The sequence below is a fragment of the Mycolicibacter virginiensis genome (assembly GCF_022374935.2).
GTDB classification, from domain to species: Bacteria; Actinomycetota; Actinomycetes; order Mycobacteriales; family Mycobacteriaceae; genus Mycobacterium; species Mycobacterium virginiense.
Genome location: NZ_CP092430.2, coordinates 4,291,524 through 4,316,174 on the forward strand (window position 1 = coordinate 4,291,524; position 24,651 = coordinate 4,316,174).

The following is a 24,651-nucleotide window of genomic DNA, read 5'->3' on the forward strand; positions in this document are numbered from 1 at the left end:
TTGATGGATCTCATAGCGGGTGCCGACACACTATAGGCGCAGGTCAAAGCGGCACAGGTGAGGCTTCCCGCGGCACGAGTGACGTTCGTCACAGTCGAAAAAGGTGAACGATTGGCACGAAATTAGGATTTACTTCATAGGGAACAGCACCCCATCCACGCCTTTTACGCGTAGGCCTGATAGGCCTACGCGTGCAGTGAATTTGCTATTTTGTTTTGGTTTGCTGGCATCACGAATTCAGCAGAAGGAGACACCCACGAGGGGCACCCAGCGACACGTCCCGACCGGTGCAAAGCGCACCCTGGGCCTCCGTGCCGCCGCTGCGTTCGATAGGAGATCGCGATCAGGTGAAGATCGGCGAAATACGTCCGCTGCGAGGCGGCGGACTGAGCGAGCGCAGCTCTGCCACTCACACTGTGCGGCAGGGCACCCGCCCACAGCATCGGCAAAAGTGCCGAAATCGCGCTGGTATCGTGGCCGAGACTGGCCGATAACTTAGCGGTAAAAGTACCTAGATGACGGGAAGCGAGCCTTACGACTGCACAACTGCACGGATGCACAGCCGATCCATCCGGGGGGAATGGAGAACTTGCCCGCTAGCGCGAGCATCCTTGCCTCGGAGAGACGGTAGATGATGTCGAATGCGGATGTGGCAGATTCGCCACCTTCCCCACCAACAGTCCTCGTGGTCAGCCCCGGAGACTCCCGGCCGCAATGGCAGCCCCCGACGGAGTCGTCGACCAGCGGACTCTCGTGGCTGAAAAGCACACTCGCAGAAGTGGTTACCGCCCACCGTGGTACACGGCTGGTGGAGCAGGACCACAAAGACAAGTTCGCTGTCGGGTTCGTCGATGCCAGCGATGCGGCCGCTTGTGCCATCGCCTTGCAGCACGCCCCGTCGGCGCCGATCCGTCCGCGGATAGCCGTGCACGCCGCCCAGGTCTCGGTGGCCGAGCCCGGTGCGCACCCGCAGTCGCTGGTGAATCGCGCCGCACGCCTGTGCGATCTGGCCCATAGTGGTCAGACATTGTTGTCGGAGACGGCCCAGCCGTTGCTGGCTGATCGACTCCCGCCAGGGGCTTGGCTGATCGACCTGGGCATGTTTCGACTGCGCGGCATACCGTATCCCGAACGGGTGGCGCAGCTCTGCCATCGCGAACTTCCCACCGATTTTCCGCCGCTTCGAACCGGAAATGCGGTGCACGAGCCTTACTTTCCGACGCCCCTGACGAGTTTCGTCGGACGCCATGCGGAGCTGACCGAGCTACGCCAGCTGGTTGACGGCAATCGCCTGGTGACGCTGACCGGTTCCGGCGGAGTCGGCAAGACGCGGCTCGCACTGCAACTGGCCGAAGAGTTTGTCGACCGATTCCGCGACGGGGCATGGTGCGTGGATCTGGCGCCGATCACCGACCCGGATCTGCTTCCGGAACGCGTGACACACATGTTGGGCCTACCTGATCGACCGGACCGCTCACCGGTCGACACCCTGGCGCGCTTCATCGCAGACCGGCAATTGCTGCTGGTGCTCGACAATTGTGAGCATCTACTGGACGGGTGCGCGCAGTTGACCAGCACGCTGTTGGCCACCGGTGCAGACCTGACCATCGTGGCGACGAGTCGCGCACCAATCGGGGTGGCCGGCGAGGTGACCTGGAAAACCCCGTCGCTCTCGCTCGTCGATGAGGCTGTCGAGTTGTTCCGGCAGCGCGCTCGGCTGGTCCGGCCAAGTTTCACCGACACCGATGGTGACGCCGCTTTGGTGACCGAAATCTGTCGGCGCCTAGACGGGGTGCCGTTGGCCATCGAACTCGCCGCGACGCGAGTTCGGGCGATGTCACTGTCCGAGATCGCCGACGGGCTCGACGAGCGCTTCCAACTGTTGACCGGTGGTGCACGCACGGTGGTTCCGCGCCAGCAGACCCTGCGGGCCTCAGAAGACTGGTCGCATGACTTGTTGAGCGAACCCGAGCGGGTGGTGTTCCGCCGTTTGGCGCCATTTCGGGGCGGCTTCGACCTTGACGCCGCCCATGCGGTCGCCGGCGGAACTGACCTACCGCGCGGACTGATCATCGACAAACTCACCCAGTTGGTGGACAAATCGCTGGTGATAGCCGACAGCACCGGGGAGTCAACGCGCTTCCGGATGTTGCAGACCGTGCAGCAATATGCCTCGGAAAAGCTTGAGAAGGCCGGGGAATCCGATGCAATCCGGGCCCGCCACCGGGATCACTACACAGACCTGTTCGGCTCCGAGGTGACCGCCGGATACGGCTGGCACATCGCGCAGGCGGAACTGGAGATCGACAACCTCAGGGCCGCCTTTACCTGGAGCCGCGACCATGGCGAACTGGAGCTTGCCGCGCGTCTCGCGTCGTCGCTGCTCCCACTGTGGATCCACAGCCGGACCTTGGAAGGACTGGCATGGTTTAACGCGCTGCTCGCCGTCGGAGCCACGATGGCGCCTGGCGCGCGTGCCCGCACGCTCGCGGACAAAGCGATCTTTGACGCGTTGATCGGACACTACGGGCAGGCTCAACAAGCAGAGGAAGCGGTCACGATCGCCCGCGATCTCGACGAGCCCGGCCTGCTCGCCTGGGCGTTGGCCGCCTGCGGCTTCACCTGTAGCTACAGCCCCGAACTCGCCCTGCCCTACTTCGAACAGGCCATCGCACTGTCGCCCGCATTGAACGACGACTGGCGGTTGAGCCAGATATATGGCGTACAGGCGTATTCGGCGTTCGTGGCCGGCGACCTCGACACGCTGCGGCTCGCCGCAGAAAGAGGAGCCGCCCTCGCCGATGCCGTTGGCGACTGGTCAGTTTCCCGGCTATGCCGCCTTTGCTTGGGAATCGCGCACCTTCATCGTGCAGAGCTCACGATGGCCGTCGAGCAGGCCCGAGCTGTGGCGACGGAAGCCGAGGCCGCGCACGACCCTTTGTTCAGCGCCCAGAGCCTGACGGTGCTCGCCGAAGCGCTGGGATGCCAGGGCGATACCCGCGGCGCGCGTGCGGCGGCGGACGCCTGCGTCGAGGCCGCCGCCGAACTGATCGACTTCCACCGCGCGTTCAGCTACGGCGCGCTGACCGACGCTTTGTTGGCCGCCGGCGATGTGCCCGGGGCGGCCAGGGCAGCTGATGCAGCGTGTGACGCGTGCGCACTGCCCCAACTGCTGGCCATCAACGGCAATCCGGTCGCCCGAGTGGCACTGGAATGCGGCGACGTAGCCGCGGCTCGCCGTTGGGCCGACGAGGCATTGTCCGTGGGTTCGGGTATCCACCGGATACTCCTGCTGGAGATACGTGGCCGAGTGGCCATGGCCGAAGGTGAGTTTGAACAGGCCGAACGAGACGCGCGTGAGGCGCTGACCATCGCGGCAGACACAGAGGCAGTTCTGGCCGCCCCGGATCTGCTCGAATCCCTGGCGACAGTGGCCACCGCCGCGGGGCGATACCACGATGCAGCACGGCTGTTGGGCTCAGCGGCTGGTGCTCGTAGTCGCACCGGCGCGGTCCGCGCTAAGGTCTATGACGCCAACTACGAAACCACTGTCAACACACTGCGAGAAGCAATGCCGCAGAACGACTTTGAGCGGCGTTGGGATCAGGGTGAGGCATTGTCCACGGCTGAGGCCATCACGTACGCCGCCCGAGGTGACGAAAAGGGCAAAGCCAAATCCAAACGTCCGTCCAGCGGTTGGGATTCGCTGACCGCGGCCGAACGCAATGTCGTCCGTCTCATCAGTGCTGGGCTCCGAGACAAAGACATCGCTGCGCAACTGAACGTCTCACCCCGAACGGTGCATTCGCACCTGAACCGGATCTACGCCAAGCTCAATATCTCGTCGCGCCTGCAACTCGCCCAAGTGGCGGCGCAACATAGCTGACTCGGCGTATCAGGCGATCCGTGACTGCGGCTCCACGTACGCCCACTTTTTCCAGTGCCGGTATTCCTCGGCGTCGAGCTCCCGGCCGAACAGGGTGCTGACGGCGACGTCGTGCTCCAGGTAGAGCTCCTCGTTGCGTCGCCATGCCTGCAGGTAGCGGTAGAACGGCAACCACGGGTGCAGATGGTGGACCAGGTGGTAGTTCTGGGACAGGCTCAGCGGGGCCATCAGCCATTCCATCCCGACCCGAAGCCGGCTGGCGCGATAGCGGTCCTCACGCTGCGTGGCCTCAAGCCCGTGGTGCGGCAGCCAGTCGAACGACCACCCGATGATGAAAATGCCGATGCGCTGCGGGATCAACACAACCACCGCGAGCAGCCAGAAGTGGTTGGTGACGATCGCACCACCGACGATCGCGGCCGTCAGAGAAAACATCAGCGCCGTTTCGGCGACCTCAGCCAGCGGACGCCGCCAGGAATGCTGAATCCGGCTCCACAGTCTGCGGGTGTACCAGGACGCGTAGAAGACATCCATCAACGCCCAGCGGAACGGAAGTTGCCAGGCCGGCGCGTGCGTCGCGAACATGTCCGGATCTCGGTCGGGATCGTTGGTGTGCCGATGATGCTCGCCGTGCACATAGCCGAAAGACGGCAACGAGAACGGCAGCACCACGAACAGCCAGGCCAACCGGCCGACCACCGCATTGACCCAACGCACCGAGCAGAATGAGCGGTGCAGGGCTTCGTGCGCCACCGAGAACATCACGTAGCTGACTGCGGTGCTCAGTGGAATGGCAGCCCAGGCCGGAAGCGATCCGCGAGCGGTGCCGATGGCCACCAGCACGAACACCACGAAGGCGCCGACCCCGAGACCGAAGGTGGGCCACGCGAAGGTCGGTACGCCCTCGCCGGGATGCGGATGGCGTCGGCGCCGGGCTGCCGCCGGCGGGCTTTCCGCCGCTTCGAGCACCGACACAGAATCCTCCAGCCTTAGAGGCACATGAAAAAGTAACGGACGCGTAAAACGAGAACGAGTACAGACTACGTTGCTTTCCGAGGGGGTTGGGGAGCAAAGCATCGATGTCCGGCTAAGTAACTATCACAATATTGACGCCCACAGATAACGCCGCAGGTCCGCGCTTCGGGACTTTATTCCCCTTGCTGCAGTCCCCCGCTAGAAGGTGACCAAGATCGCACGATGCCGTTAGCAGGCGTTGGCGGCGGGCCAGCGAATGGGTCTTAACGTCGCTCTGATGTCCGCACCAGCGGGCGCTAGAGTTCCTGCGCGGCAAGACCGCATGCTAAGCCCAGGTACCCCGGAACCTGCAGCGGCCACCGACACCGTCGTCCAGCGGACCCGCCCTCTGCCGCCGGGGCTTATGCCCCGTACACCGGCACCGGCGGCCGCGACTGGGCCAGCAGATCGGTGACGACGGGCCCCAGCTCGGCGGGATCCCAACGGGAGCCCTTGTCGGCCTGCGGCCCGTGCGCCCACCCCTCGGCGACGCGGATCTTGCCGCCTTCGACCTCGAAGACCTTGCCGGTCACATCACGCGACTCGACACTGCCCAGCCAGACCACGAGCGGGCTGACGTTCTCCGGGGCCATGGTGTCGAACGCTGCGTCCTGGGTGGCCATCATGTCGGCGAAGACGGTCTCGGTCATGCGGGTACGGGCCGACGGCGCGATGGCGTTGGCGGTGACGCCGTATCGGCCCATCTCGGCGGCGGCGACCAGGGTCAGCGCGGCGATGCCTGCCTTGGAGGCGCTGTAGGTGGCCTGCCCGACGCTGCCCTGCAGGCCGGCGCCCGAGCTGGTGTTGATGATCCGGGCGTCGACCGTTTCGCCGGCCTTGGACTTGGCCCGCCAGTACGCGGCGGCGTGCTTCATGGTGGCGAAGTGGCCCTTGAGGTGCACCGCGGTGACCGCGTCGAATTCCTCTTCGGTGGCATTGGCGAACATCCGGTCGCGGACGATGCCGGCGTTGTTCACCAGCACGTCCAGCGTGCCGTAGGTGTCGACAGCCTGCTTGATCAGCGCCTCGGCCTGGCCCCAGTCGGCGACGTTCGAGCCGTTGGCGACGGCTTCGCCGCCGGCTGCGACGATCTCGTCGACCACGCTCTGGGCAGCACTGCCTCCACCGGCCGGTGAGCCGTCCAGGCCGACACCGATGTCGTTGACCACGACCCGCGCGCCCTCAGCGGCAAACGCCAGCGCGTGTGCCCGCCCGATTCCGCCGCCCGCTCCGGTGACGATGACTACGCGGCCGTCAAGAAGTCCCATCAGTGCTGTCTCCTTTTTTACTTGTTCGCGCTGGATGCGTCGAGGTAGGCGGGGTTCTCTCCGCCACCGTGCACGGTCAGGCTGGCGCCAGTGACATAAGACGCCAGATCGGAGCTCAAAAATGCGGCTGTCCAACCGATTTCGGATGGCTTGGCCAGCCGACCCAACGGCACGGTGGCACCGACGGCGGCCACCGACTCGGCGTCGCCATAGAACAGCTCGGACTGCTCGGTCTCGACCATGCCGACCACGATCGAGTTGATCCGCACCTTCGGCGCCCATTCGACGGCCAACGATGTGGTCAGGCTGTCCACCCCGGCCTTGGCCGCGCCGTAGGCCGCGGTTCCCGGCGACGGCCGACGGCCGCTGACACTAGTGATGTTGACGATCGAACCGCCGCCGCCCTGGGTCTGCATGACCGCGTTGGCGTGCGTGGACACGAGCAGGGCGCTGAGCAGGTTCAGCTCGATGATCTTGCGACTGAAGTTGGCGGACGCATCGGCGGCCAGCGCGAACGGAGAGCCGCCGGCGTTGTTGACCACGATGTCGATCCGGCCGTGGGCGGCCACGATCGCTTCGATCAGACCCTTCACCGCGTCGTCGTCGCGGACGTCGCAGGAATGGAACTCATACGGGGAGCCCTCCACCGGACGTCGGGCGCAGGTCACCACCGTCGCACCCTGATCGGCGAAGACGGCGCTGATGCCCGCGCCGACACCGCGCACTCCGCCGGTCACCAGGACTACCTTGCCGGTCAATCCGAGGTTGATCGCATCACCCACTGTGCTAGCGTACCAAGCAAGTGCTTGCTTAGGTAGCTTAGGTACTCCAAGGCCCCAATACGACAGGGAAGTCCCGCCCATGCCGATCACATCCAAAACCGTCGAACCGGGGATCGTCGCGGTCACCGTCGACTACCCGCCGGTCAATGCCCTGCCATCGCGGGCCTGGTTCGAGCTCGGCGAGGTCATCACCGCCGCCGGCAACGACATGTCCACCCACGCGGTGATCCTTCGCGCCGAGGGCCGCGGCTTCAACGCCGGTGTGGACATCAAGGAGATGCAGAACACCGAGGGCTTCACCGCCCTGATCGACGCCAACCGCGGTTGCTTCGCGGCATTCAAGGCCGTCTACGAGTGTGCGGTGCCGGTGATCGCCGCAGTCAACGGCTTCTGCGTCGGCGGCGGCATCGGCCTGGTCGGCAACGCCGACGTGATCGTGGCTTCCGACGACGCCAAGTTCGGCCTGCCCGAGGTGGAGCGCGGCGCCCTCGGCGCGGCCACCCACCTCTCCCGATTGGTGCCGCAGCACATGATGCGCCGGTTGTTCTACACCGCGGCCACCGTCAGCGCCGCCACCTTGCACCAGTACGGATCGGTGCACGAGGTGGTGCCCCGCGCCGAGCTGGACGAGGCCGCGCTGCGGGTGGCCCGCGACATCGCGTCGAAGGACACTCGGGTGATCCGGGCGGCCAAGGAAGCCCTCAACCTCATCGACGTGCAGAAGGTCAACTCCAGCTACCGCATGGAGCAGGGCTTCACCTTTGAACTCAACCTCTCCGGTGTCGCCGACGAGCACCGCGACGAGTTCGCCGGTACCGAGAAGGGCGCCAAGAAATGAGCAAAGTAACGACTCTCGACGACGCCGTCGCCGAACTGCGCGACGGCATGACGATCGGTATCGGCGGCTGGGGCTCGCGCCGCAAGCCGATGGCGTTCGTCCGCGCCATCCTGCGCACCGACGTCAAGGATCTGACGGTAGTCACTTACGGCGGACCGGATCTGGGCCTGCTGTGTTCGGCGGGCAAGGTGCGCCGGGCCTACTACGGATTCGTCTCCCTGGACTCTCCCCCGTTCTACGACCCGTGGTTCTCCAAGGCCCGCACCACCGGGGCCATCGAGGCCCGCGAAATGGACGAGGGCATGCTGCGCTGCGGACTGCAGGCCGCCGCCCAGCGGCTGCCGTTCCTGCCGATCCGCGCCGGGCTGGGCAGCTCGGTGATCGACTTCTGGGAGGGTGAACTCAAGACCGTCACCTCGCCGTACCCGGTTGCGGGCGGTCACGAGACCCTGGTCGCGATGCCGGCGCTGAACCTGGACGCCGCGTTCGTGCACATGAACATCGGCGATGAGCGCGGCAACGCCGCCTACACCGGGATCGACCCGTACTTCGACGACCTGTTCCTGATGTCGGCGCAGCGCCGGTTCCTGTCGGTGGAGAAGATCGTGCCCACCGACGAGCTGATCGCCAGCACGTCGCCGCAGACCCAGGTGATCAACCGGATGATGGTGGACAAAGTGGTGGAGGCCCCGAATGGAGCCCACTTCACCATCGGGGCAGCCGATTACGGCCGCGACGAGAAGTTCCAGCGGCACTACGCCGAAGCCGCCAAGTCCGACGAGACCTGGGCGGAGTTCAAGGCCACCTACCTGTCCGGTAGCGAAGACGACTACCAGGCGGCGGTTAAGGCATTCGGAGCGGAGGCACAAGCATGACCGACTCACCCACTCGCGCCGAGATCTGCGCCGTCGCCTGTGCCGAACTGTTCCGCGACGCCGGCGAGATCATGGCCTCACCCATGGCCACGGTGCCCTCGGTCGGCGCCCGGCTGGCCCGCCTGACCTTCTCCCCCGACCTGGTGCTCACCGACGGGGAGGCCCGCATCCTGGCCGACACCCCGGCGATCGGCAAGGTCGGGCCGCTGGAAGGCTGGATGCCGTTCAACCGGGTCTTCGAGACCCTGTCGTGGGGCCGGCGCCATGTGATCATGGGCGCCAACCAGATCGACCGCTACGGCAACCAGAACCTGTCGGCGTTCGGTCCGCTGCAGCAGCCCACCCGGCAGATGTTCGGGGTCCGCGGCGCACCAGGCAACACCATCAACCACACCACCAGCTACTGGGTGGGCGCTCACTCGTCACGGGTGTTCTGCGAGGCCGTCGACATCGTCTCGGGCATCGGCTACGACAAGGTCGACCCGGCCAACCCGGCGTTCCGGTTCTTCAACCTGGGCGGCGTGGTGACCAACCTCGGGGTGTTCGACTTCAACGGCCCCGACCACCAGATGCGTGCGGTCTCGCTGCACCCAGGCGTCACCGCCGATGAGGTCGCCGAGAACACCTCGTTCGAGGTGCACGGCCTGGCCGACGCTGCGACGACCCGGCTGCCCGAGGTCGAGGAACTGCGGCTGATCCGCGAGGTCATCGACCCGAAGGCGCTGCGGGACAAAGAGGTAAGGGCGTGAGCCGCCTGCGCACCCCGCTGACCGAACTGGTCGGCATCGAACACCCGGTGGTGCAGACCGGGATGGGTTGGGTGGCCGGCGCCCGACTGGTGTCGGCCACCGCCAACGCCGGCGGACTGGGCATCCTGGCCTCGGCGACCATGACCATCGATGAGCTGGCTACTGCGATCGCCAAGGTGAAGTCGGCCACCGACAAGCCTTTCGGGGTCAACATCCGTGCCGACGGCGCCGATGCCGGTGACCGGGTGGACCTGATGATCCGCGAGGGCGTCAAGGTTGCCTCGTTCGCGCTGGCCCCCAAGGCCGAGCTGATCGCCAAGCTCAAAGAGGCTGGTTCCGTAGTGATCCCGTCGGTAGGCGCGGCCAAGCACGCCAAGAAGGTGGCGTCCTGGGGCGCCGACGCGGTGATCGTGCAGGGCGGCGAGGGCGGCGGGCACACCGGCCCGGTCGCCACCACGCTGCTTCTTCCGTCGGTGCTTGACGCAGTCGCCGGCACCGGCGTGCAGGTGATCGCCGCCGGCGGCTTCTTCGACGGCCGCGGCCTGGCCGCCGCGCTGTCCTACGGTGCGACCGGTGTCGCGATGGGCACCCGGTTCCTGTTGACCAGCGACTCCACCGTTCCGGATTCGGTCAAACAGCGCTACCTGGCCGCCGACCTGAGCGGCACCGTGGTTTCCACCCGAGTCGACGGCATGCCGCACCGGGTGCTGCGCACTGAGCTGGTGGAGAAGCTCGAAAGCGGTTCGCGGGCACGCGGTTTCAGCGCTGCTATCCGCAACGCGGCGAAGTTCAAGAAGATGTCGCAGATGAGCTGGCCGACCATGGTCAAAGACGGGCTGGCGATGCGGCACGGCAAGGAACTCACCTGGTCGCAGGTGCTGATGGCCGCCAACACCCCGATGCTGCTCAAAGCCGGCCTGGTGGAAGGCAACACCGAAGCCGGCGTGCTGGCCTCGGGTCAGGTGGCGGGCATTCTGGACAGCCTGCCGTCCTGCGCCGAGCTGATCACCTCGATCGTCGACGAGGCTGTTGAGCACCTGAAGGCCGCGTCGTCCCACATCGCCTGAGCGCCAATCTCACGACGCGACACCCCGCGGCGGCGTCGTGAGGTTGCCGCTCGCGGAGGGTCGGGCCCAGCTGGCGGCGTACATCGCGTGCTCGACCCGACCAATCAGCGTCGCCCGCCGGTAGCGCAGCAGCTCCGAGCTGGCCCGAATGATCACCCAGCCCGCCTCGGCCAGTGCCACGTGACGGTCGATGTCACGCTGCCGTTGCGTCGGGTCGGTCCAATGCTGCGCACCGTCGTATTCGATTCCGACCTTCAGCTCCCGGTAGCCCATATCGACCCGGCCCACGAATTGCCCGTAGTCGTCGCAGACCACGATCTGGGTCTCCGGGCGCGGCAACCCGGCGTCGATCAACACCAGCCGGACGTGGCTCTCCGGATAAGACTCGGCGCCGCTGTCTATAAGCGGCAGCACCGCGCGCAGCCGGTTCAGGCCCCGTGCCCCGCCATGCGCGGAGATGACTGCCTCGACGTCGGCGACTCCGATCCCGGTGGCACTCGCCAGCGCGTCAAGGCGCTGCACGGCAGCAGTCCGCGACCTGGTTCGCCGGCCGATGTCGAAGGCGGTGCGTGCCGGGCTGGTGACCGCAATCCCGTCGACCGTCGTCACCTCGTCCGGTTTGAGCGTGTCTCGGTAGACGACGAGCTTCGGCGGGGGCTGGCGGTTGTCGTGCACGAGCTCGGCGTTCAGCGCGTCACTCATCCACTTCGCGCCGAGGAGCGCAGCGGCGGAGTTGCCGGCGACCACGCCGCGGCGGCGGGACCACAGCCACGCCGCGACCGCCCGTTGTCGCGCCGTCAGCGTGATGCCCCATGGCGCGTAGACGCCCGGGTAGACCGGCTCGTAGAGCGCCCGCATCGCCCGCTCGGGGAGGGCCTTGGCAGCCAGCGCCTCCTGCCCCAGGAATGGCCAGGCCGGTTCCTCCATGGTCCGAAAGCATGCCGGAGGTCGCGCGCAGCACGCTGACACCCATCCACAGGGCGCGAGTGGCAATCTCACGACACGACACGCGGTGGCAGCGTCGTGAGATTGCCGCTCGGCGGAGGGGCGCGGGTTAGTCGGGTGGCTAGGCCTCGACCACCATCAGGGTGTGCCCGGTCGGGTCGCGGAACCAGAACATCGGCGGAACCGGGTCCCCCATCCGCGCCACTTGAGCGTCGACGTCGACCCCGAGTTCCTTCATCGCGGCATGTGTGGCGTCGATGTCATCGGTGGTCAGGGCGATACCGGTGTCGGTCGGCTCGACCGGCCCGCTCTCCGGCGGCGGCGGGGCCAGGGCGATGCCGGCCAAGCCGGTGGGCGGATAGACCTCGATCCAGTGGTAGCCGTCACCCATGTCGATGTCGGTACGTTTCTCGAAGCCCAGCGACTCGTAGAAAGCCACGGCCTTGGCCTGATCAACGGTCGGCACGCACACGAGGTTGATCGTCTTCAAGCCGATCTTGGCAGCGCTCATCATGCTCCTTCGGGGTTGGGATGGGTTGGGGAAACTACGAATTCGAGCCGTATAGCTGAGCGATCTCCGGCGAGCTGGCCCAGCGACTGTAGGTGGGACCCTGCGGCCAGCCGTCGGGCGAGTCCTGCCACTCTTCCTGACGCCCATAAGGCAGCACGTCGATCAGCGGAAACACGTGACTGAGCTGTTCAACCCCGCGATGGTTGGTGAACCAGGTGCGGTAGACGGCGTCATCTTGTCGCAGAAAGACATTCACTGCGAATTGGCCGCCCGGCGGTACCCCGACATCAGCTCCGAACGGGCTGTTGGCAGTGCTGTACCAAGCCATCTGATTGCCGACCCGCCGCTTGTAGGCGATCGCTTCGTCGATCGGCCCCTGCGTGACGATGACGAACCGTGCGTCATAAGCGTCGAGGAAGTCGAGTCGGGTGAACTGCGCGGTGTAGCCGGTGCACCCCGGGCACTGCCATTCCTGACCCGGGGACCACATGTGGTGGTAGACGATCAGTTGACTCTTGCCCTCGAACACCTCAGGCAGGCGCACGGGCCCCCGCTCACCCTCGAGCACATAGTCGTCCATGGCGACCATCGGCAGGCGCCGGCGCAGCGCCGCGATCGCGTCGAGTTCGCGGGTGGCCGCCTTTTCCCGGACGCGCAACGCGTCGATTTCTCGTTGCCAGGTCTGGTGATCCACGACCGGCGGCGCCTTGAAACCCGTCATCGGCGAAACCCCCCATTGGTATGTGTACGGCGTCTACATTGGCTATGTTCACACCGTACACTTGAACCCGAGGGGGCTGTCAAGAGGTGACTGCGACAAAGACCGGTTATCACCATGGCGACCTGGGAGCGGCGCTGATCGACGCCGGCCTGCAGCTGACTCGGCTCGGCGGTCCAGAGGCTCTCACGGTCCGGGAGGCGACCCGGCGCGTCGGAGTCTCCCCCAACGCCGCATACCGCCACTTCGCCGACCGCGAGGCACTGCTGAGGGCCGTCGCGATCGCCATCGGAGACCGGATGGCCGCACGCATGCTCCCACCGGTGAGCGGACGGGGCTCACCGCAGAACCGGGCACGCAACCAGCTCCGCGCAGTCGGACTCGGCTACATCGGGTTCGCGTTGGACGAGCCCGGGTGGTTCACCGTGGCCTTCTTCGGCTCCGGGGTCACCTCAGTCGACGACGACGGAGTCCCACCACCGTTTCGCGCGCTGGTCGACGCACTCGATGCGATGACCGATGCCGGTGTGCTGCACGCGAACCGGCGCGCCGGTGCGGAGTGGCCGTGCTGGTCGGCCGTGCACGGATTCGCCGAGCTGGCCCTGCGCGGGCCGCTGCGCGGCGCTCCTCGCCCCGACCTGGACGCGCTGGCAGGGCGAACGGTCGACGACATCATCGCCGGGCTGGTGGGGTGAGGCGGCGACTGCGCGGCTTCAGCTGGCTTGCGCGGGCAGATGGATCCCTTTGCTGACGGTGATCAGGAACGCGGTGAGGTCACGCGTGAGATCGTCGATCGACCGGGGCGGATCGGTCTGGTGCAGGAAATCGGCGACGATCTCGAAGAGCCCCCCGACGGTGGCCACCGCCATCGCCCGATAGTCGGCGGGCTCCCCGGGGTGAGCCTTGCTGCGCCAGAACGACTCGATAAAGTTCGCGGCCCACTTGCGGTTGGCCCGCCGTTGCGCCTCCACCCGCGGCGAGATTCCGGTGCTTTCCCGGAACGCAACGACGGCCACCCGGGGGTCGACCACCAGCTCATGGGCGAACACCGTCAGAACGCGACGCACCGTCGCCTCTTCGGTCTCGTCGGTGCCGGCGGGAGCGCCGTGGAGCAACTCCTCCTCGACCCTTGCCTCGATGCGGTCGCCGATCTCGTTCATCAGCGCCAGGTAACAGTCTTCCTTGCTGTCGAACAGCTCGTAGAACGCCTTGTTGCCGACGTAGGCGGTTTGGCAGATCTGCTCGATCGAGGTATTGACGTAACCGTCTCGGGCAAACAATTCGAACGCTGCAGTCAGGAGTTGCTCACGGCGCTGAGCCCGACGCTGATCAGCGTCGAGTCCGCGAATCCGGCGCCCCCCTGGTGCCGACGGAGTCGGTGTTTCCATGGAAACCGATTTTAGCCGCCAAGGCGCTCGATGATCGTGACGTTAGCGGTGCCCCCGCCCTCGCACATCGTCTGCAAACCATAGCGGCCGCCGGTGCGCTCCAATTCGTTGAGCATTGTGGTGAACAGCTTGGCACCGGTCGCCCCGAGCGGGTGGCCCAGCGCGATCGCCCCACCGTTGGGGTTGACCTTGGCCGGGTCGATCGGGAACTCCTTCATCCAGGCCTGCACCACCGGAGCAAACGCCTCGTTGATCTCAACAACATCAATATCGTCGATGCTCAGGCCGGTCTTCTCCAGCGCGTAGCGGGTGGCCGGAATCGGGCCGGTCAGCATGATCACCGGGTCGTCACCACGGGCGCTGATGTGGTGGATGCGGGCCCGCGGCTTGAGGCCGTGCTCCTGCACTGCGCTTTCTGAGGCCAGCAGCACCGCAGCCGAGCCGTCGCAGATCTGGCTGGAGAGCGCGGCGGTCAGCCGACCACCCTCGACCAACGTCTTGAGACCGGCCATCTTCTCCAGCGTGGACTCGCGCGGGCACTCGTCGGTGTGGAACGAGTTGCCGTCCACATCGACCGGGATGATCTCGTTGTCGAACCGGCCCTCGGCGATCGCGGTGAACGCACGCTGGTGGCTCTGCAGCGCGAAGCGCTCCATGTCCTCACGGGAGATGTCCCAGCGCTCGGCGATCATCTCGGCGCCGCGGAACTGCGAAACCTCCTCGTCCCCGTAGCGCTCCAACCACTTCTTCGACTCGTTGGTCGGCGAGGTGAAGCCGAACTGCTCACCGACGACCATTGCCGACGAGATCGGGATCTGGCTCATGTTCTGCACGCCGCCGGCCACGATCAGGTCCGCGGTGCGGCTCATGATCGCCTGCGCGCCGAACGAAATGGCCTGCTGACTGGAGCCGCACTGCCGGTCGACGGTCACCCCGGGAACCCCTTCGGGGAAGCCGGCCGCCAGCCACGCGAGCCGGCCGATGTTGCCGGCCTGGCCACCAACGGCGTCCACGCAGCCGGCGATCACATCATCGACGGCCGCCGGGTCGACGCCGACGCGGTCCAGCAGACCGCGAAAGGCCAACGCGCCCAAGTCGATCGGGTGAATGCCGGCCAGCGATCCGTTGCGCTTGCCGACGGCGGTGCGAACCGCGTCGATGACATACGCTTCAGAGACTTGTGCAGCCATTTCAGACTCCTTCTTTGGTGATACCACCCAGCACGATGGCGAGGTATTGTCTGCCGACTTGTTCGGCGGTCAGTGGGCCACCCGGCTGGTACCAGCGCACCGATACCCAGGTGGTGTCGCGGATGAAGCGATAGACCAGGTCGACGTCGAGGTCGGGTCGGAATATTCCCGCTTCAATGCCCTGCTGCAGCACGTCAAGCCACATCTTGCGTTGCTGACGGTTGCGTTCGTCGACGTAGGAGAACCGGTCGTGAGACGACAGCCGCTTGGCTTCGTCCTGATAGATGACGACCTGGGCGTGCCGATGCTCGATCGCGTCGAACGAGGCCAGGAACAGTCCCTTGAGGCGCTCCAGCGGATCGGTTTCGCTGTCAATGATCTGCTGGTAACGGGCGAACAGCCAGTCCAGAAAGTCGCGCAGCACCTCGTCGACCATCTCCTCTTTCGAGGAGAAGTGGTGATACAGACTGCCGGACAAGATCCCGGCAGCGTCGGCGATGTCACGCACGGTCGTGGCACGCAGGCCACGCTCGGCGATCATCGCCGCCGCCAGGTTCAGGAGTTCGTCACGGCGCGTCATGGCATCAGGCGCGCTGGCTGGAAACCGAGATGATTTCGCCGGTGAGGTAACTGGAGTAGTCGCTGGCCAGGAACGCGATAGTGGTGGCGATCTCCCACGGCTCGGCCGCCCGACCGAATGCCTCGCCGTCGGCGAGGCGGTCCAGCAGCTCGGCCGAGCTGGTCTTCTCCAGGAACTTGTGCCGGGCGATGGACGGCGAGACGGCGTTGATCCGCACTCCGTATTCGACGGCCTCGATCGCGCTGCACCGGGTAAGGGCCATCACGCCGGCCTTGGCCGCGGCGTAGTGCGACTGCGAATGCTGTGCACGCCAGCCCAATACGCTGGCGTTGTTGACGATCACGCCACCGTGTTCGACACCGCGGAAGTAGCGCAGCGCCGCCCGGGTTGCCCGCATCACCGAGGTGAGGGTCACGTTGAGCACGCGGTCCCACTCGTCGTCGGTCATGTCGATGACCGGGGTCTGCCCACCGAGTCCGGCGTTGTTGACCAGCACGTCGAGGCGGCCCATCTTTGCCACGGCCTCGTCGAACAGTGCGTCCACCGCAGCAGTGGAGGTGACGTCGCAGACCACCGCCTCGACCCGGCCCAGCCCGAGGCCGGCCAGTTCGTCGCGGGTCTCGCCGAGGCGGCGCTCGTGGTAGTCGGAGACCACCACATCAGCGCCTTCGAGCAGCGCGCGCCGCGCTGTGGTGGAGCCGATCCCGGTACCGGCGGCTGCGGTCACCAGAACCGTCTTGCCCGCCAGCAGGCCGTGGCCGGCGATCTCTTCCGGCGCTTGCGTCAGGTTCATCCCTTTGCCTCCCGGGGTAGGCCGAGAACCCGCTCGGCGATGATGTTGCGCTGAATCTCGTTCGACCCGCCGTAGATGGTGTCCGAGCGGGTAAACAGGTAGAGCCGCTGCCACTCGTCGAACTCGCCGTCGCGCAACACCATCGAGTCACGTCCGATGATGTCCATGGCCAGCTCACCCAGATCGCGATGCCAGTTGGCCCACAACAGCTTCGAAACGTTGTCCTGGCCGGGTTGCTCCACGTCCATGGTGGCCATGGCGTAGGACCGCATCGACCGCAGGCCGACCCAGGATCGGGTCAACCGCTCGCGAATCAACGGGTCTTCGGCGGCGCCGTTGCGCGCGGCGAGCTCAGCCAGCGAAGACAGTTCACGGGCGTAGCGGATCTGCTGGCCCAGTGTCGACACGCCACGCTCAAAGGTGAGCGTGCCCATCGCGACCTTCCAGCCGTCACCGGGCTCCCCGACCACCAGGTCGGCGTCGGTGCGGGCGTCGTCGAAGAACACCTCGTTGAACTCCGAGGTGCCGGTGAGCTGCACGATCGGCCGGATCTCGACGCCGGGCTGGTCCAACGGCACCAACAGGTAAGACAGTCCGTTGTGCCGCTTGGAGCCCTTCTCGGTGCGGGCCACCACGAAGCACCACTGCGACAGGTGCGCCAGTGACGTCCAGACCTTCTGGCCATTAATAAGCCACTGCTCACCCGCGCCGTCGAGCACCGCGGTGGTGGCCACATTGGCCAGGTCACTGCCGGCGCCCGGCTCGGAGTAGCCCTGGCACCACAGCTCGGTGACATTGCGGATGCCGGGCAGGAAACGCTGCTGTTGCTCGGGTGTGCCGAAGGCGATCAGGGTCGGCCCCAGCAGCTCTTCGCCCAGGTGGTTGACCTTGTCCGGCGCGTCAGCCTTGGCGTACTCCTCGTAGAACGCCACCCGGTGCGCCACCGACAGGCCGCGCCCGCCGTGTTCCACCGGCCAGCCCAGGCAGGTCAGCCCGGCGTCGGCGAGATGGCGGTTCCACGCCATCCGCTCCTCGAACGCCTCATGCTCCCGCCCCGGGCCCCCGAGGCCCTTGAGCTCGGCGAACTCCCCGACCAGGTTGTCGGCCAGCCATGCACGGACCTCAGCCCGGAACTCCTCGACTGCTTGCACCCTTGTAGGCTAACCTACCAAGCACTTGCTCGGCTACGAGCCGTCGAGCCCAGGGAGCCCGCGCTGACGGCGATGCCGAGTTCAGCGACGGGGAGGAGCAGCGCCTATGAGTACAGAACCGCAGACCACACCTGCGGCCCTGGACCACATCGCGCGTGCGCTGCCCGACCATGACGCCCTGGTCACCGAGGACAAGCGCTTCACCTACGCGACCCTGCGCGACGAAGTGCGGCGGGCCGCCGCGGCTCTGATCGCCCTGGGCGTGCAGCCCGGCGACCGGGTTGCGCTCTGGTCGCCCAACACCTGGCACTGGGTGATCACCTGCCTGGGCACTCACTACGCCGGCGGCGTGCTGGTGCCGCTGAACACCCGCTACACCGCCGCAGAGGCCACCGACATCCTGTCCCGCAGCAAGGCCAAGGTGCTGGTGGGCATGGGCCGGTTCCTCAAGACCGACCGGCTCACCGAACTGGACCGAGACCAGCTGCCCGACCTGCAGCACGTTGTCCGCGTGCCCGTAGAGGTGGCAGACGGCACCTGGGAAGAGTTCATCGCCGCCGGTGCCGCGGTGCCGGCCGCCGACGTCGACGCCCGCGCCGCCGCCGTCGGACCCGAGGATCTGTCCGACATCCTGTTCACCTCCGGCACCACCGGCCGCAGCAAGGGCGTGCTCTGCGCGCACCGCCAGTCGCTGGCCGGCCCGGCGGCCTGGGCGGAGTGTGGTCAGATGACCTCGCAGGACCGCTACCTGTGCATCAACCCGTTCTTTCACAACTTCGGCTACAAGGCCGGCATCCTGGCCTGCCTGCAGACCGGGGCCACCCTGATTCCGCAGGTCACGTTCGACCCGGCCGCTGCGCTGCACGCCATCGAATCCCACCGGATCACCGTGCTGCCCGGGCCGCCCACCATCTACCAGACCCTGCTGGATCACCCCGAGCGTGACCAACACGACCTGAGCTCGCTGCGGTTCGCAGTCACCGGAGCGGCCACCGTCCCGGTCGTGCTGATCGAGCGGATGCAGACCGAACTCGACATCGACATCGTGCTCACCGCGTACGGGCTGACCGAGTCCGGCGGGTTCGGCACCATGTGCCGGGCCGATGACGACGCCGTCACCGTCGCCACCACCTGCGGGCGTCCGATCGGCGACTTCGAGCTGCGGTTGGAAAGCACTGGCGGCGACTCGGATTCCGGTGAAGTGCTGCTGCGCAGCGCCAACATCATGCTCGGCTACCTCGATGACCCGGAGGCCACCGCCGCGGCGATCGACGAGCAGGGTTGGCTGCACACCGGCGACATCGGGACCGTGGACGCGGCCGGGAACCTGCGGATCACCGACCGGCTCAAGGACATGTACATCTCCGGCGGCTTCAACGTCTATCCGGCCGAGATCGAGCAGGCACTGGCCCGCCTCGACGGCGTGGCCGACGTGGCCGTGATCGGCGTTCCCGATGAGCGGATGGGCGAAGTGGGTCGCGCCTTCATCGTCCGCCGACCCGGATCGACGCTCGACGAACAAGCAGTGATCGCTTACGCCCGTGAACATTTGGCGAACTTCAAGGCACCGAGATCGGTGACCTTCACCGACTCCCTACCGCGCAATCCCGGCGGCAAGGTGGTCAAGCATGAATTGAGAGAGTGGGCCTAGATGGACTTGAACTATGACGAGGAGACCGAGGCCTTCCGGGCCGAGGTGCGCCAGTTCCTCCACGACAATCGGGACAAGTTCCCGACCGAGTCCTACGACACCGCCGAGGGTTTCGAGCAGCACCGTCGCTGGGACAAGGTGCTCTTCGACGCCGGCCTGTCGGTGATCGCCTGGCCGAAGAAGTACGGCGGGCGCGACGCCAGCATGCTGCAGTGGGTGGTGTACGAGGAGGAGTACTTCCGCGCCGGTGCGCCCGGCCGGGCCAGCGCCAACGGCACCTCGATGCTGGCGCCGACGCTGTTTGCGCACGGTACCCAAGAGCAGCTGGACCGCATCCTGCCGAAGATGGCCAGCGGCGAGGAGATCTGGGCGCAGGCATGGTCGGAGCCGGAGTCCGGCAGTGACCTGGCGTCGCTGCGTTCGACGGCCACCAAGGTCGACGGCGGCTGGAAGCTCAACGGGCAAAAGATCTGGAGCTCGCGGGCCCCATTCGGCGAACGCGGCTTCGGGCTGTTCCGCTCCGACCCCGAAGCCCAGCGCCACCACGGCCTGACCTACTTCATGTTCGACCTGAAAGCCGACGGCATCACCGTGCGTGCCATCGAACAGCTCGGCGGCGAGACCGGCTTCGGCGAGATCTTCCTCGACGATGTCTTCGTGCCGGACAACGACGTGATCGGTGTGCCGAACGAAGGCTGGCGCGCCGCGATGAGCACGTCGAGCAACGAGCGCGGCATGAGCCTGCGCAGCCCGGCCCGGTTCCTGGTGGGCGCTGAGAAGTTGGCGGCCATGTGGCGCCAGCACGGCAGCGATCCGGTGTTCACCGACCGCGTCGCCGACGCCTGGATCAAGGCGCAGGCCTACCGGTTGCAGACGTTCGGCACCGTGACCCGGCTGGAGGCCGGCGGTGAGCTGGGCGCGGAGTCCTCGGTGACCAAGGTGTTCTGGTCCGACCTCGACGTTGCCCTGCACCAGACCGGTCTGGACATCCGCGGCGCCGACGGCGAGCTCGCCGACGCCTGGACCCACGGTTACCTGTTCTCGCTCGGCGGCCCGATCTACGCCGGCACCAACGAGATTCAGCGCAATATCATCGCCGAGCGGCTGCTGGGCCTGCCCCGGGAGAAGAAATGAAATTCGATCTAGACCAAGAGCAGCGCGACTTTGCGGCCAGCATCGACGCCGCCCTGGGTGCCGCTGACGTGCCCGGCGCGGTGCGCGCCTGGTCGCAGGGCGACGCCGAACGGGGCCGTCAGGTCTGGAATCAGCTGGCCGAACTCGGCGTGACCGCGCTGGCAGTGCCGGAGGAGTTCGACGGCATCGGCGCCCATCCCGTCGACCTGGTGTTGGCCATCGAAGCGCTCGGCCGCTGGTGCGTGCCGGGGCCGGTGGTGGAGTCCATCGCGGTGGCACCGATTCTGCTGGCCGGCTCACCTGATGCCGGGTCACAGCTGTCCGGGCTGGCCGCCGGTGAGCTGATCGCCACCGTGGCACTGCCACCGCACACTCCGCGGGCCCTGGATGCTCAGGCCGCCGACGTGGTGCTGCTGGCCGAGAACGGCCAGGCCGGCACGGCACAGGCCGGCACCCGCCACGCCTCGGTAGACCCCAGCCGCGGCGTCTTCGACGTGACCGCGACCGGCGACTCCTGGAATGCCGACACCGCCCGCGCCTACGAGATGGGTGCCCTGGCCACCGCCGCGCAACTCATCGGTGCCGGGCAGGCGATGCTGAACACCGCCGTCGACTACGCCAAGCAGCGCACCCAGTTCGGGCGGGTGATCGGCGGCTACCAGGCCATCAAGCACAAGCTGGCCGACGTGCACATCGCGCTTGAGCTGGCCCGCCCACTGGTGTACGGGGCGGCTCTGTCGTTCGCGGACAACTCGGCCGACACCGCCCGCGACGTCAGCGCCGCCAAGGTGGCCGCGTCCGATGCCGCCCTGCTGGCCGCGCATTCAGCACTGCAGACCCACGGCGCGATCGGCTTCACCAGCGAGTGCGACCTGTCGCTGTGGCTGCTGCGGGTGCAGGCCCTGCGTCCCGCGTGGGGTGATGCGACCGCTCACCGGCGGCGAGTGTTGGAGGCGATCTAAGTGGCCCGTAACGACGAACGCGACCTGCTGCGCCAGACCGTGGCCGCACTGGTCGACAAGCACGCTACCCCCGAAGCAGTACGGGTGGCGATGGAATCCGAGCGCGGCTACGACGAGACCCTGTGGCGGCTGCTGTGCGAGCAGGTCGGCGCCGCCGCCCTGGTGGTGCCCGAGGAGCTCGGCGGCGCTGGGGGCGAACTGGGCGACGCCGCAGTCGTTCTCGAAGAGCTGGGCAAGGCATTGGTGCCCACTCCGCTGCTGGGAACCATTCTGGCCGAGCTGGCGCTGCTGGCCGCGCCCGAGCCCGATGCCGAAGCATTGGAACAGCTCGCAGAGGGCGGTGCGATCGGAGCGGTCGTCTTCGACGACGGTTACGCGGCTAATGGCGACATCGCCGACGTCGTTGTCGGCACCGACGGTAGCCAGCTCACCCGCTGGACCGAGTTCAGCACCGAGCCGGTGGCCACCATGGACCCCACCCGGCGCTTGGGCCGGATCACCGCCACCGCCACCGCGCCCATCGGCGACGATCCCGGGATCGCGGACTACGCGGCGATCCTGCTGGCGGCCGAGCAGATCGGCGCCGCCGCCCGCTGCCTGGACCTGACCGTGGAGTACACCAAGAGCCGGGTGCAGTTCGGCCGGCCGATCGGCAGTTTCCAGGCGCTCAAGCATCGGATGGCCGACCTGTACGTGGCCGTGTCGGCCGCGCGCGCCGTTGTCGAGGACGCCATCGCCGAGCCTTCGCCGACCTCGGCCGCGCTGGCGCGGGTGGTCGCCAGCGAGGCGTTTTCCAAGGTGGCCGGCGAGGCGGTGCAGCTGCACGGCGGTATCGCGATCACTTGGGAAAGTGACATCCAGCTGTACTTCAAACGCGCGCACGGCAGTTCACAGTTGCTCGGCCTGCCGGCACAGCATCTTCGCCGGTTGCAGGCCGAGGTGCTCTAGAGCCCCGTACGGTAGCCGCATGTGCACCCGACTGGTTTATCTCGGCCCGAACGGCAACATCATCACCGGCCGGTCCATGGACTGGAAGTTGGATCTGGCGACCAATTTGTGGTCGTTGCCGAGGGGTGTGAAACGCGATGGTCGAGCTGGGGCGAACTCCGCGACCTGGACCGCAAAGTACGGCAGTGTGGTGGCCACCGGCTACGACATCTGCACCACCGACGGCTTGAACGAAGCCGGGTTGTCCGCCAACCTGCTCTGGTTGGCGGAGTCGGTGTATCCGAAGTACGACGGAAGCCGGCCCGGACTGTGCATCTCGGTCTGGGCGCAATACGCCCTGGACAACTTCGCCACTGTCGCCGAAGCCGTCGCAGCGCTGAGCACCGGGGCGTTCGATGTGGTTACCGACGGCGTTCCCGGCGAGGACCGGCTGGCCACTCTGCACCTGTCACTGTCGGACGCGACTGGTGACAGTGCGATCGTGGAATACGTTGACGGCAAGCAGGTCATCCACCACGGGCGTCAGTACCAAGTGATGACGAACTCGCCACTTTTTGATCAGCAGCTCGCGGTCAACGCCTATTGGGAGCAGCTCGGCGGCACCGTCATGCTGCCGGGCACCAATCGGGCCGCGGACCGATTCGCCCGAGCTTCGTTCTACGTCAACGCGATTCCGAAATCCGACGATATGAAGATCGCACTCGCCTCGGTGCTCAGCGTGGTGCGCAACGTGTCGGTGCCATTCGGCATCTCTACACCGGGCGAACCGAATATCTCCTCGACCCGCTGGCGCACGGTCGCCCACCACACCCGCAAGCTGTACTGCTTCGAGTCTGCGCTGACGCCCAACGTGTTCTGGGTGGACCTGGCCAAGCTCGACTTCACCGAGGGCGCCGCGGTTCGCAAGCTCGACCTGGGCTCCGATGACAGCAACGTCTTCGCCGGGGAGACATCGTCGGACTTCGTAGTGGCCGAGCCGTTCTCATTCCTCGGCTTGAACCGATGAGTTCGATTCGCCGCGGCCGCCACCTGGCTGCCGCCTCGCTGTCAGCTGGGCTGATCGCCCTAGTGCTGGCCGCATCGGCAGCCGCTGAACCGGGGCCGCAGTGGTCCGGGCTGGACGCGCGCGCATACGCCGGTCCCATTCCCGCCGAAGGGGATCTGATCACCTCGGTGCCGCTCGACCCAGCGTTATCGGTGACCGGCGCCGCCAACGCCTTCCGGATCCTGTACGCCACACCCGATCAGCACGCCCGGCCCGCGGTGAGCACCGCCGCGGTCTTCGTGCCGCACGGAGCGCCCCCGGCCGGCGGGTGGCCGGTGATCGCGTGGGCGCACGGCACCGTCGGCCTCGGCGACGACTGCACCCCCTCAGCCCGGCCACGCAGTCCCCGCGACAACGAGTACCTTTCGCACTGGCTCGACCAGGGCTATGTGGTGGTCGGCACCGATTACGTCGGGCTCGGCACGCCAGGGCTGATGAGCTATCTCAACAGCGCCACCGAAGCGCACTCGGTGATCGACTCCGTGCGAGCCGTCCACCAGATGGACCTGCCGCTGTCCCCCAAGTGGGCGATCGTCGGCCAGTCCCAGGGCGGCGGCGCGGCGATCAACAGCGCCTGGTGGGCCAGCAGACTCACCGCCGGCACCGGCCTGGATTATCGCGGCGTGGTGGCCACCGGCACCCCGGCCAACATCGAACGACTGGTCATGGAGGCCGGCCCCGATCTGCCGCCGCAGGCGGTGCCCCCCGCGGCGATCAGCTACACCTCGTACATCGTGGCTGCCCTGCGCGAAGCGCATCCCGAGATTCCCCTCGATAGCGTGCTGACTCCACGCGGGCGCGAACTGGCAGACCGGGCCGAAACGGTGTGCAAAACGGAGCTGGATCAGCAGGTGGCGGGAACCACGCTGCACGAGCTGTTCAGCGCGCCGGTGAGTTCGCTGGACGGTATCGGCGCTGCCCTCGATCGGTTCATGGGCACCCCGACCGACGGGTATGACCGGCCGATATTTCTCGGGCACGGCCTGCGCGACACCGACGTGCCGCCCCGGTCCAGTCAGACGCTCTACCAGCAGCTGATCGACAACGGCGAGAATGTCGAGCTGCACATCTATCCCGACCAAGACCATTCGGGCACGGTGCTCGCCTCCATGCCGGACTCCACCCGATTCCTCCATCAACTGATGACAGGGTGATC

General features: G+C 66.8%; 23 protein-coding genes. 12 read left to right on the forward strand and 11 right to left on the reverse strand.

The features are described from left to right. The first annotated feature begins 634 nt into the window (after nt 1-634). Nucleotides 635-3,886 (forward strand): helix-turn-helix transcriptional regulator, encoded by a 3,252-nt coding sequence (locus MJO54_RS20815; RefSeq protein WP_434085453.1) that lies wholly within the window; start codon nt 635-637, stop codon nt 3,884-3,886. A gap of 9 nt (nt 3,887-3,895) precedes the next feature. On the opposite strand, the gene MJO54_RS20820 is transcribed toward MJO54_RS20815, so the two are convergent. The 3 genes from MJO54_RS20820 to MJO54_RS20830 form a co-directional block, all read right to left on the reverse strand. Beyond that, nucleotides 3,896-4,861, reverse strand: a complete 966-nt coding sequence (locus MJO54_RS20820; protein ID WP_064888538.1) for a fatty acid desaturase — start codon at nt 4,859-4,861, stop codon at nt 3,896-3,898. A 401-nt stretch (nt 4,862-5,262) separates the two neighbouring features. Beyond that, nucleotides 5,263-6,168 carry an SDR family oxidoreductase gene (locus tag MJO54_RS20825; protein ID WP_064888539.1) on the reverse strand — a complete coding sequence of 302 codons (906 nt, stop codon included), beginning with the start codon at nt 6,166-6,168 and terminating at the stop codon, nt 5,263-5,265. Between the two features lie 17 nt (nt 6,169-6,185). Beyond that, a complete protein-coding gene (locus tag MJO54_RS20830) occupies nt 6,186-6,950 on the reverse strand; it encodes an SDR family oxidoreductase (RefSeq protein ID WP_064888540.1) in 765 nt (254 codons plus the stop codon). A gap of 79 nt (nt 6,951-7,029) precedes the next feature. Between MJO54_RS20830 and echA20 the strand changes: the two genes are divergently transcribed. From echA20 to ipdC, 4 genes are read left to right on the forward strand one after another with little or no spacing between them, the layout of a single operon-like run. Further along, entirely contained in the window at nt 7,030-7,788 is a 759-nt protein-coding gene (gene echA20, locus MJO54_RS20835) for a (7aS)-7a-methyl-1,5-dioxo-2,3,5,6,7,7a-hexahydro-1H-indene-carboxyl-CoA hydrolase (RefSeq protein ID WP_046286003.1), read from the forward strand. Beyond that, nucleotides 7,785-8,663, forward strand: a complete 879-nt coding sequence (gene ipdA / locus MJO54_RS20840) for a cholesterol ring-cleaving hydrolase subunit IpdA (RefSeq protein ID WP_240175409.1) — start codon at nt 7,785-7,787, stop codon at nt 8,661-8,663. The genes echA20 and ipdA overlap by 4 nt, the downstream gene beginning before the upstream one ends. Further along, the gene (gene ipdB, locus MJO54_RS20845; protein WP_240175410.1) at nt 8,660-9,412 is read left to right on the forward strand and encodes a cholesterol ring-cleaving hydrolase subunit IpdB; all 753 of its coding nucleotides are present in this window, start codon (nt 8,660-8,662) and stop codon (nt 9,410-9,412) included. The genes ipdA and ipdB overlap by 4 nt, the downstream gene beginning before the upstream one ends. Beyond that, nucleotides 9,409-10,479, forward strand: a complete 1,071-nt coding sequence (ipdC, locus tag MJO54_RS20850; RefSeq protein ID WP_240175411.1) for a (3aS,4S,5R,7aS)-5-hydroxy-7a-methyl-1-oxo-octahydro-1H-indene-4-carboxyl-CoA dehydrogenase — start codon at nt 9,409-9,411, stop codon at nt 10,477-10,479. The genes ipdB and ipdC overlap by 4 nt, the downstream gene beginning before the upstream one ends. 9 nt (nt 10,480-10,488) lie before the next feature. On the opposite strand, the gene MJO54_RS20855 is transcribed toward ipdC, so the two are convergent. The 3 genes from MJO54_RS20855 to MJO54_RS20865 all read right to left on the reverse strand — a co-directional run bounded on the left by MJO54_RS20855 (nt 10,489) and on the right by MJO54_RS20865 (nt 12,656). Next, nucleotides 10,489-11,406: a type IV toxin-antitoxin system AbiEi family antitoxin gene (locus MJO54_RS20855; RefSeq protein WP_240175412.1), complete on the reverse strand. Its 918-nt coding sequence runs from the start codon at nt 11,404-11,406 to the stop codon at nt 10,489-10,491. 139 nt (nt 11,407-11,545) lie between these two features. After that, nucleotides 11,546-11,935 carry a VOC family protein gene (locus tag MJO54_RS20860; protein ID WP_350355693.1) on the reverse strand — a complete coding sequence of 130 codons (390 nt, stop codon included), beginning with the start codon at nt 11,933-11,935 and terminating at the stop codon, nt 11,546-11,548. A gap of 34 nt (nt 11,936-11,969) precedes the next feature. Further along, the gene (locus MJO54_RS20865; RefSeq protein ID WP_064889280.1) at nt 11,970-12,656 is read right to left on the reverse strand and encodes a DUF899 domain-containing protein; all 687 of its coding nucleotides are present in this window, start codon (nt 12,654-12,656) and stop codon (nt 11,970-11,972) included. Nucleotides 12,657-12,742: 86 nt separating this feature from the next. On the opposite strand from MJO54_RS20865, the gene MJO54_RS20870 reads away from it, so the two are divergent. Then, the gene (locus MJO54_RS20870; protein WP_105295067.1) at nt 12,743-13,348 is read left to right on the forward strand and encodes a TetR/AcrR family transcriptional regulator; all 606 of its coding nucleotides are present in this window, start codon (nt 12,743-12,745) and stop codon (nt 13,346-13,348) included. An 18-nt stretch (nt 13,349-13,366) separates the two neighbouring features. Here the strand turns inward: MJO54_RS20870 and MJO54_RS20875 are convergent, their stop codons facing one another. Genes MJO54_RS20875 through ipdE1 form a run of 5 tightly spaced genes read right to left on the reverse strand, consistent with a single transcriptional unit; the run spans nt 13,367 to nt 17,755 of the window. Continuing rightward, nucleotides 13,367-14,041: a TetR/AcrR family transcriptional regulator gene (locus MJO54_RS20875; RefSeq protein ID WP_064889278.1), complete on the reverse strand. Its 675-nt coding sequence runs from the start codon at nt 14,039-14,041 to the stop codon at nt 13,367-13,369. An 11-nt stretch (nt 14,042-14,052) separates the two neighbouring features. Continuing rightward, complete coding sequence (fadA6, locus tag MJO54_RS20880) at nt 14,053-15,231, reverse strand: steroid 3-ketoacyl-CoA thiolase FadA6 (protein ID WP_064889277.1); 1,179 nt, start codon at nt 15,229-15,231, stop codon at nt 14,053-14,055. A 1-nt stretch (nt 15,232) separates the two neighbouring features. Then, nucleotides 15,233-15,811, reverse strand: a complete 579-nt coding sequence (kstR2, locus tag MJO54_RS20885; RefSeq protein ID WP_046285774.1) for a TetR family transcriptional regulator KstR2 — start codon at nt 15,809-15,811, stop codon at nt 15,233-15,235. 4 nt (nt 15,812-15,815) lie between these two features. Continuing rightward, nucleotides 15,816-16,604, reverse strand: a complete 789-nt coding sequence (gene ipdF, locus MJO54_RS20890; RefSeq protein ID WP_046285773.1) for a (5R,7aS)-5-hydroxy-7a-methyl-1-oxo-2,3,5,6,7,7a-hexahydro-1H-indene-carboxyl-CoA reductase — start codon at nt 16,602-16,604, stop codon at nt 15,816-15,818. Further along, nucleotides 16,601-17,755: an acyl-CoA dehydrogenase IpdE1 gene (ipdE1, locus tag MJO54_RS20895; RefSeq protein WP_046285772.1), complete on the reverse strand. Its 1,155-nt coding sequence runs from the start codon at nt 17,753-17,755 to the stop codon at nt 16,601-16,603. The genes ipdF and ipdE1 overlap by 4 nt, the downstream gene beginning before the upstream one ends. Before the next feature lie 106 nt (nt 17,756-17,861). Between ipdE1 and fadD3 the strand changes: the two genes are divergently transcribed. From fadD3 to MJO54_RS20925, 6 genes are read left to right on the forward strand one after another with little or no spacing between them, the layout of a single operon-like run. Beyond that, a complete protein-coding gene (gene fadD3 / locus MJO54_RS20900) occupies nt 17,862-19,406 on the forward strand; it encodes a 3-((3aS,4S,7aS)-7a-methyl-1,5-dioxo-octahydro-1H-inden-4-yl)propanoate--CoA ligase FadD3 (RefSeq protein ID WP_240175414.1) in 1,545 nt (514 codons plus the stop codon). Then, on the forward strand, nt 19,407-20,540 hold the full coding sequence (locus MJO54_RS20905) for an acyl-CoA dehydrogenase family protein (protein WP_046285770.1): 1,134 nt from the start codon (nt 19,407-19,409) through the stop codon (nt 20,538-20,540). Then, nucleotides 20,537-21,502, forward strand: coding sequence for an acyl-CoA dehydrogenase family protein (locus MJO54_RS20910; RefSeq protein WP_046285769.1), 966 nt, complete (start codon nt 20,537-20,539; stop codon nt 21,500-21,502). The genes MJO54_RS20905 and MJO54_RS20910 overlap by 4 nt, the downstream gene beginning before the upstream one ends. Next, nucleotides 21,503-22,450: an acyl-CoA dehydrogenase IpdE2 gene (gene ipdE2 / locus MJO54_RS20915; protein ID WP_046285768.1), complete on the forward strand. Its 948-nt coding sequence runs from the start codon at nt 21,503-21,505 to the stop codon at nt 22,448-22,450. A gap of 19 nt (nt 22,451-22,469) precedes the next feature. Then, nucleotides 22,470-23,456 carry a bile salt hydrolase gene (locus MJO54_RS20920; protein WP_046285767.1) on the forward strand — a complete coding sequence of 329 codons (987 nt, stop codon included), beginning with the start codon at nt 22,470-22,472 and terminating at the stop codon, nt 23,454-23,456. Further along, complete coding sequence (locus MJO54_RS20925; protein ID WP_082108366.1) at nt 23,453-24,649, forward strand: alpha/beta hydrolase family protein; 1,197 nt, start codon at nt 23,453-23,455, stop codon at nt 24,647-24,649. The genes MJO54_RS20920 and MJO54_RS20925 overlap by 4 nt, the downstream gene beginning before the upstream one ends. The last annotated feature ends 2 nt before the right edge of the window (nt 24,650-24,651 follow it).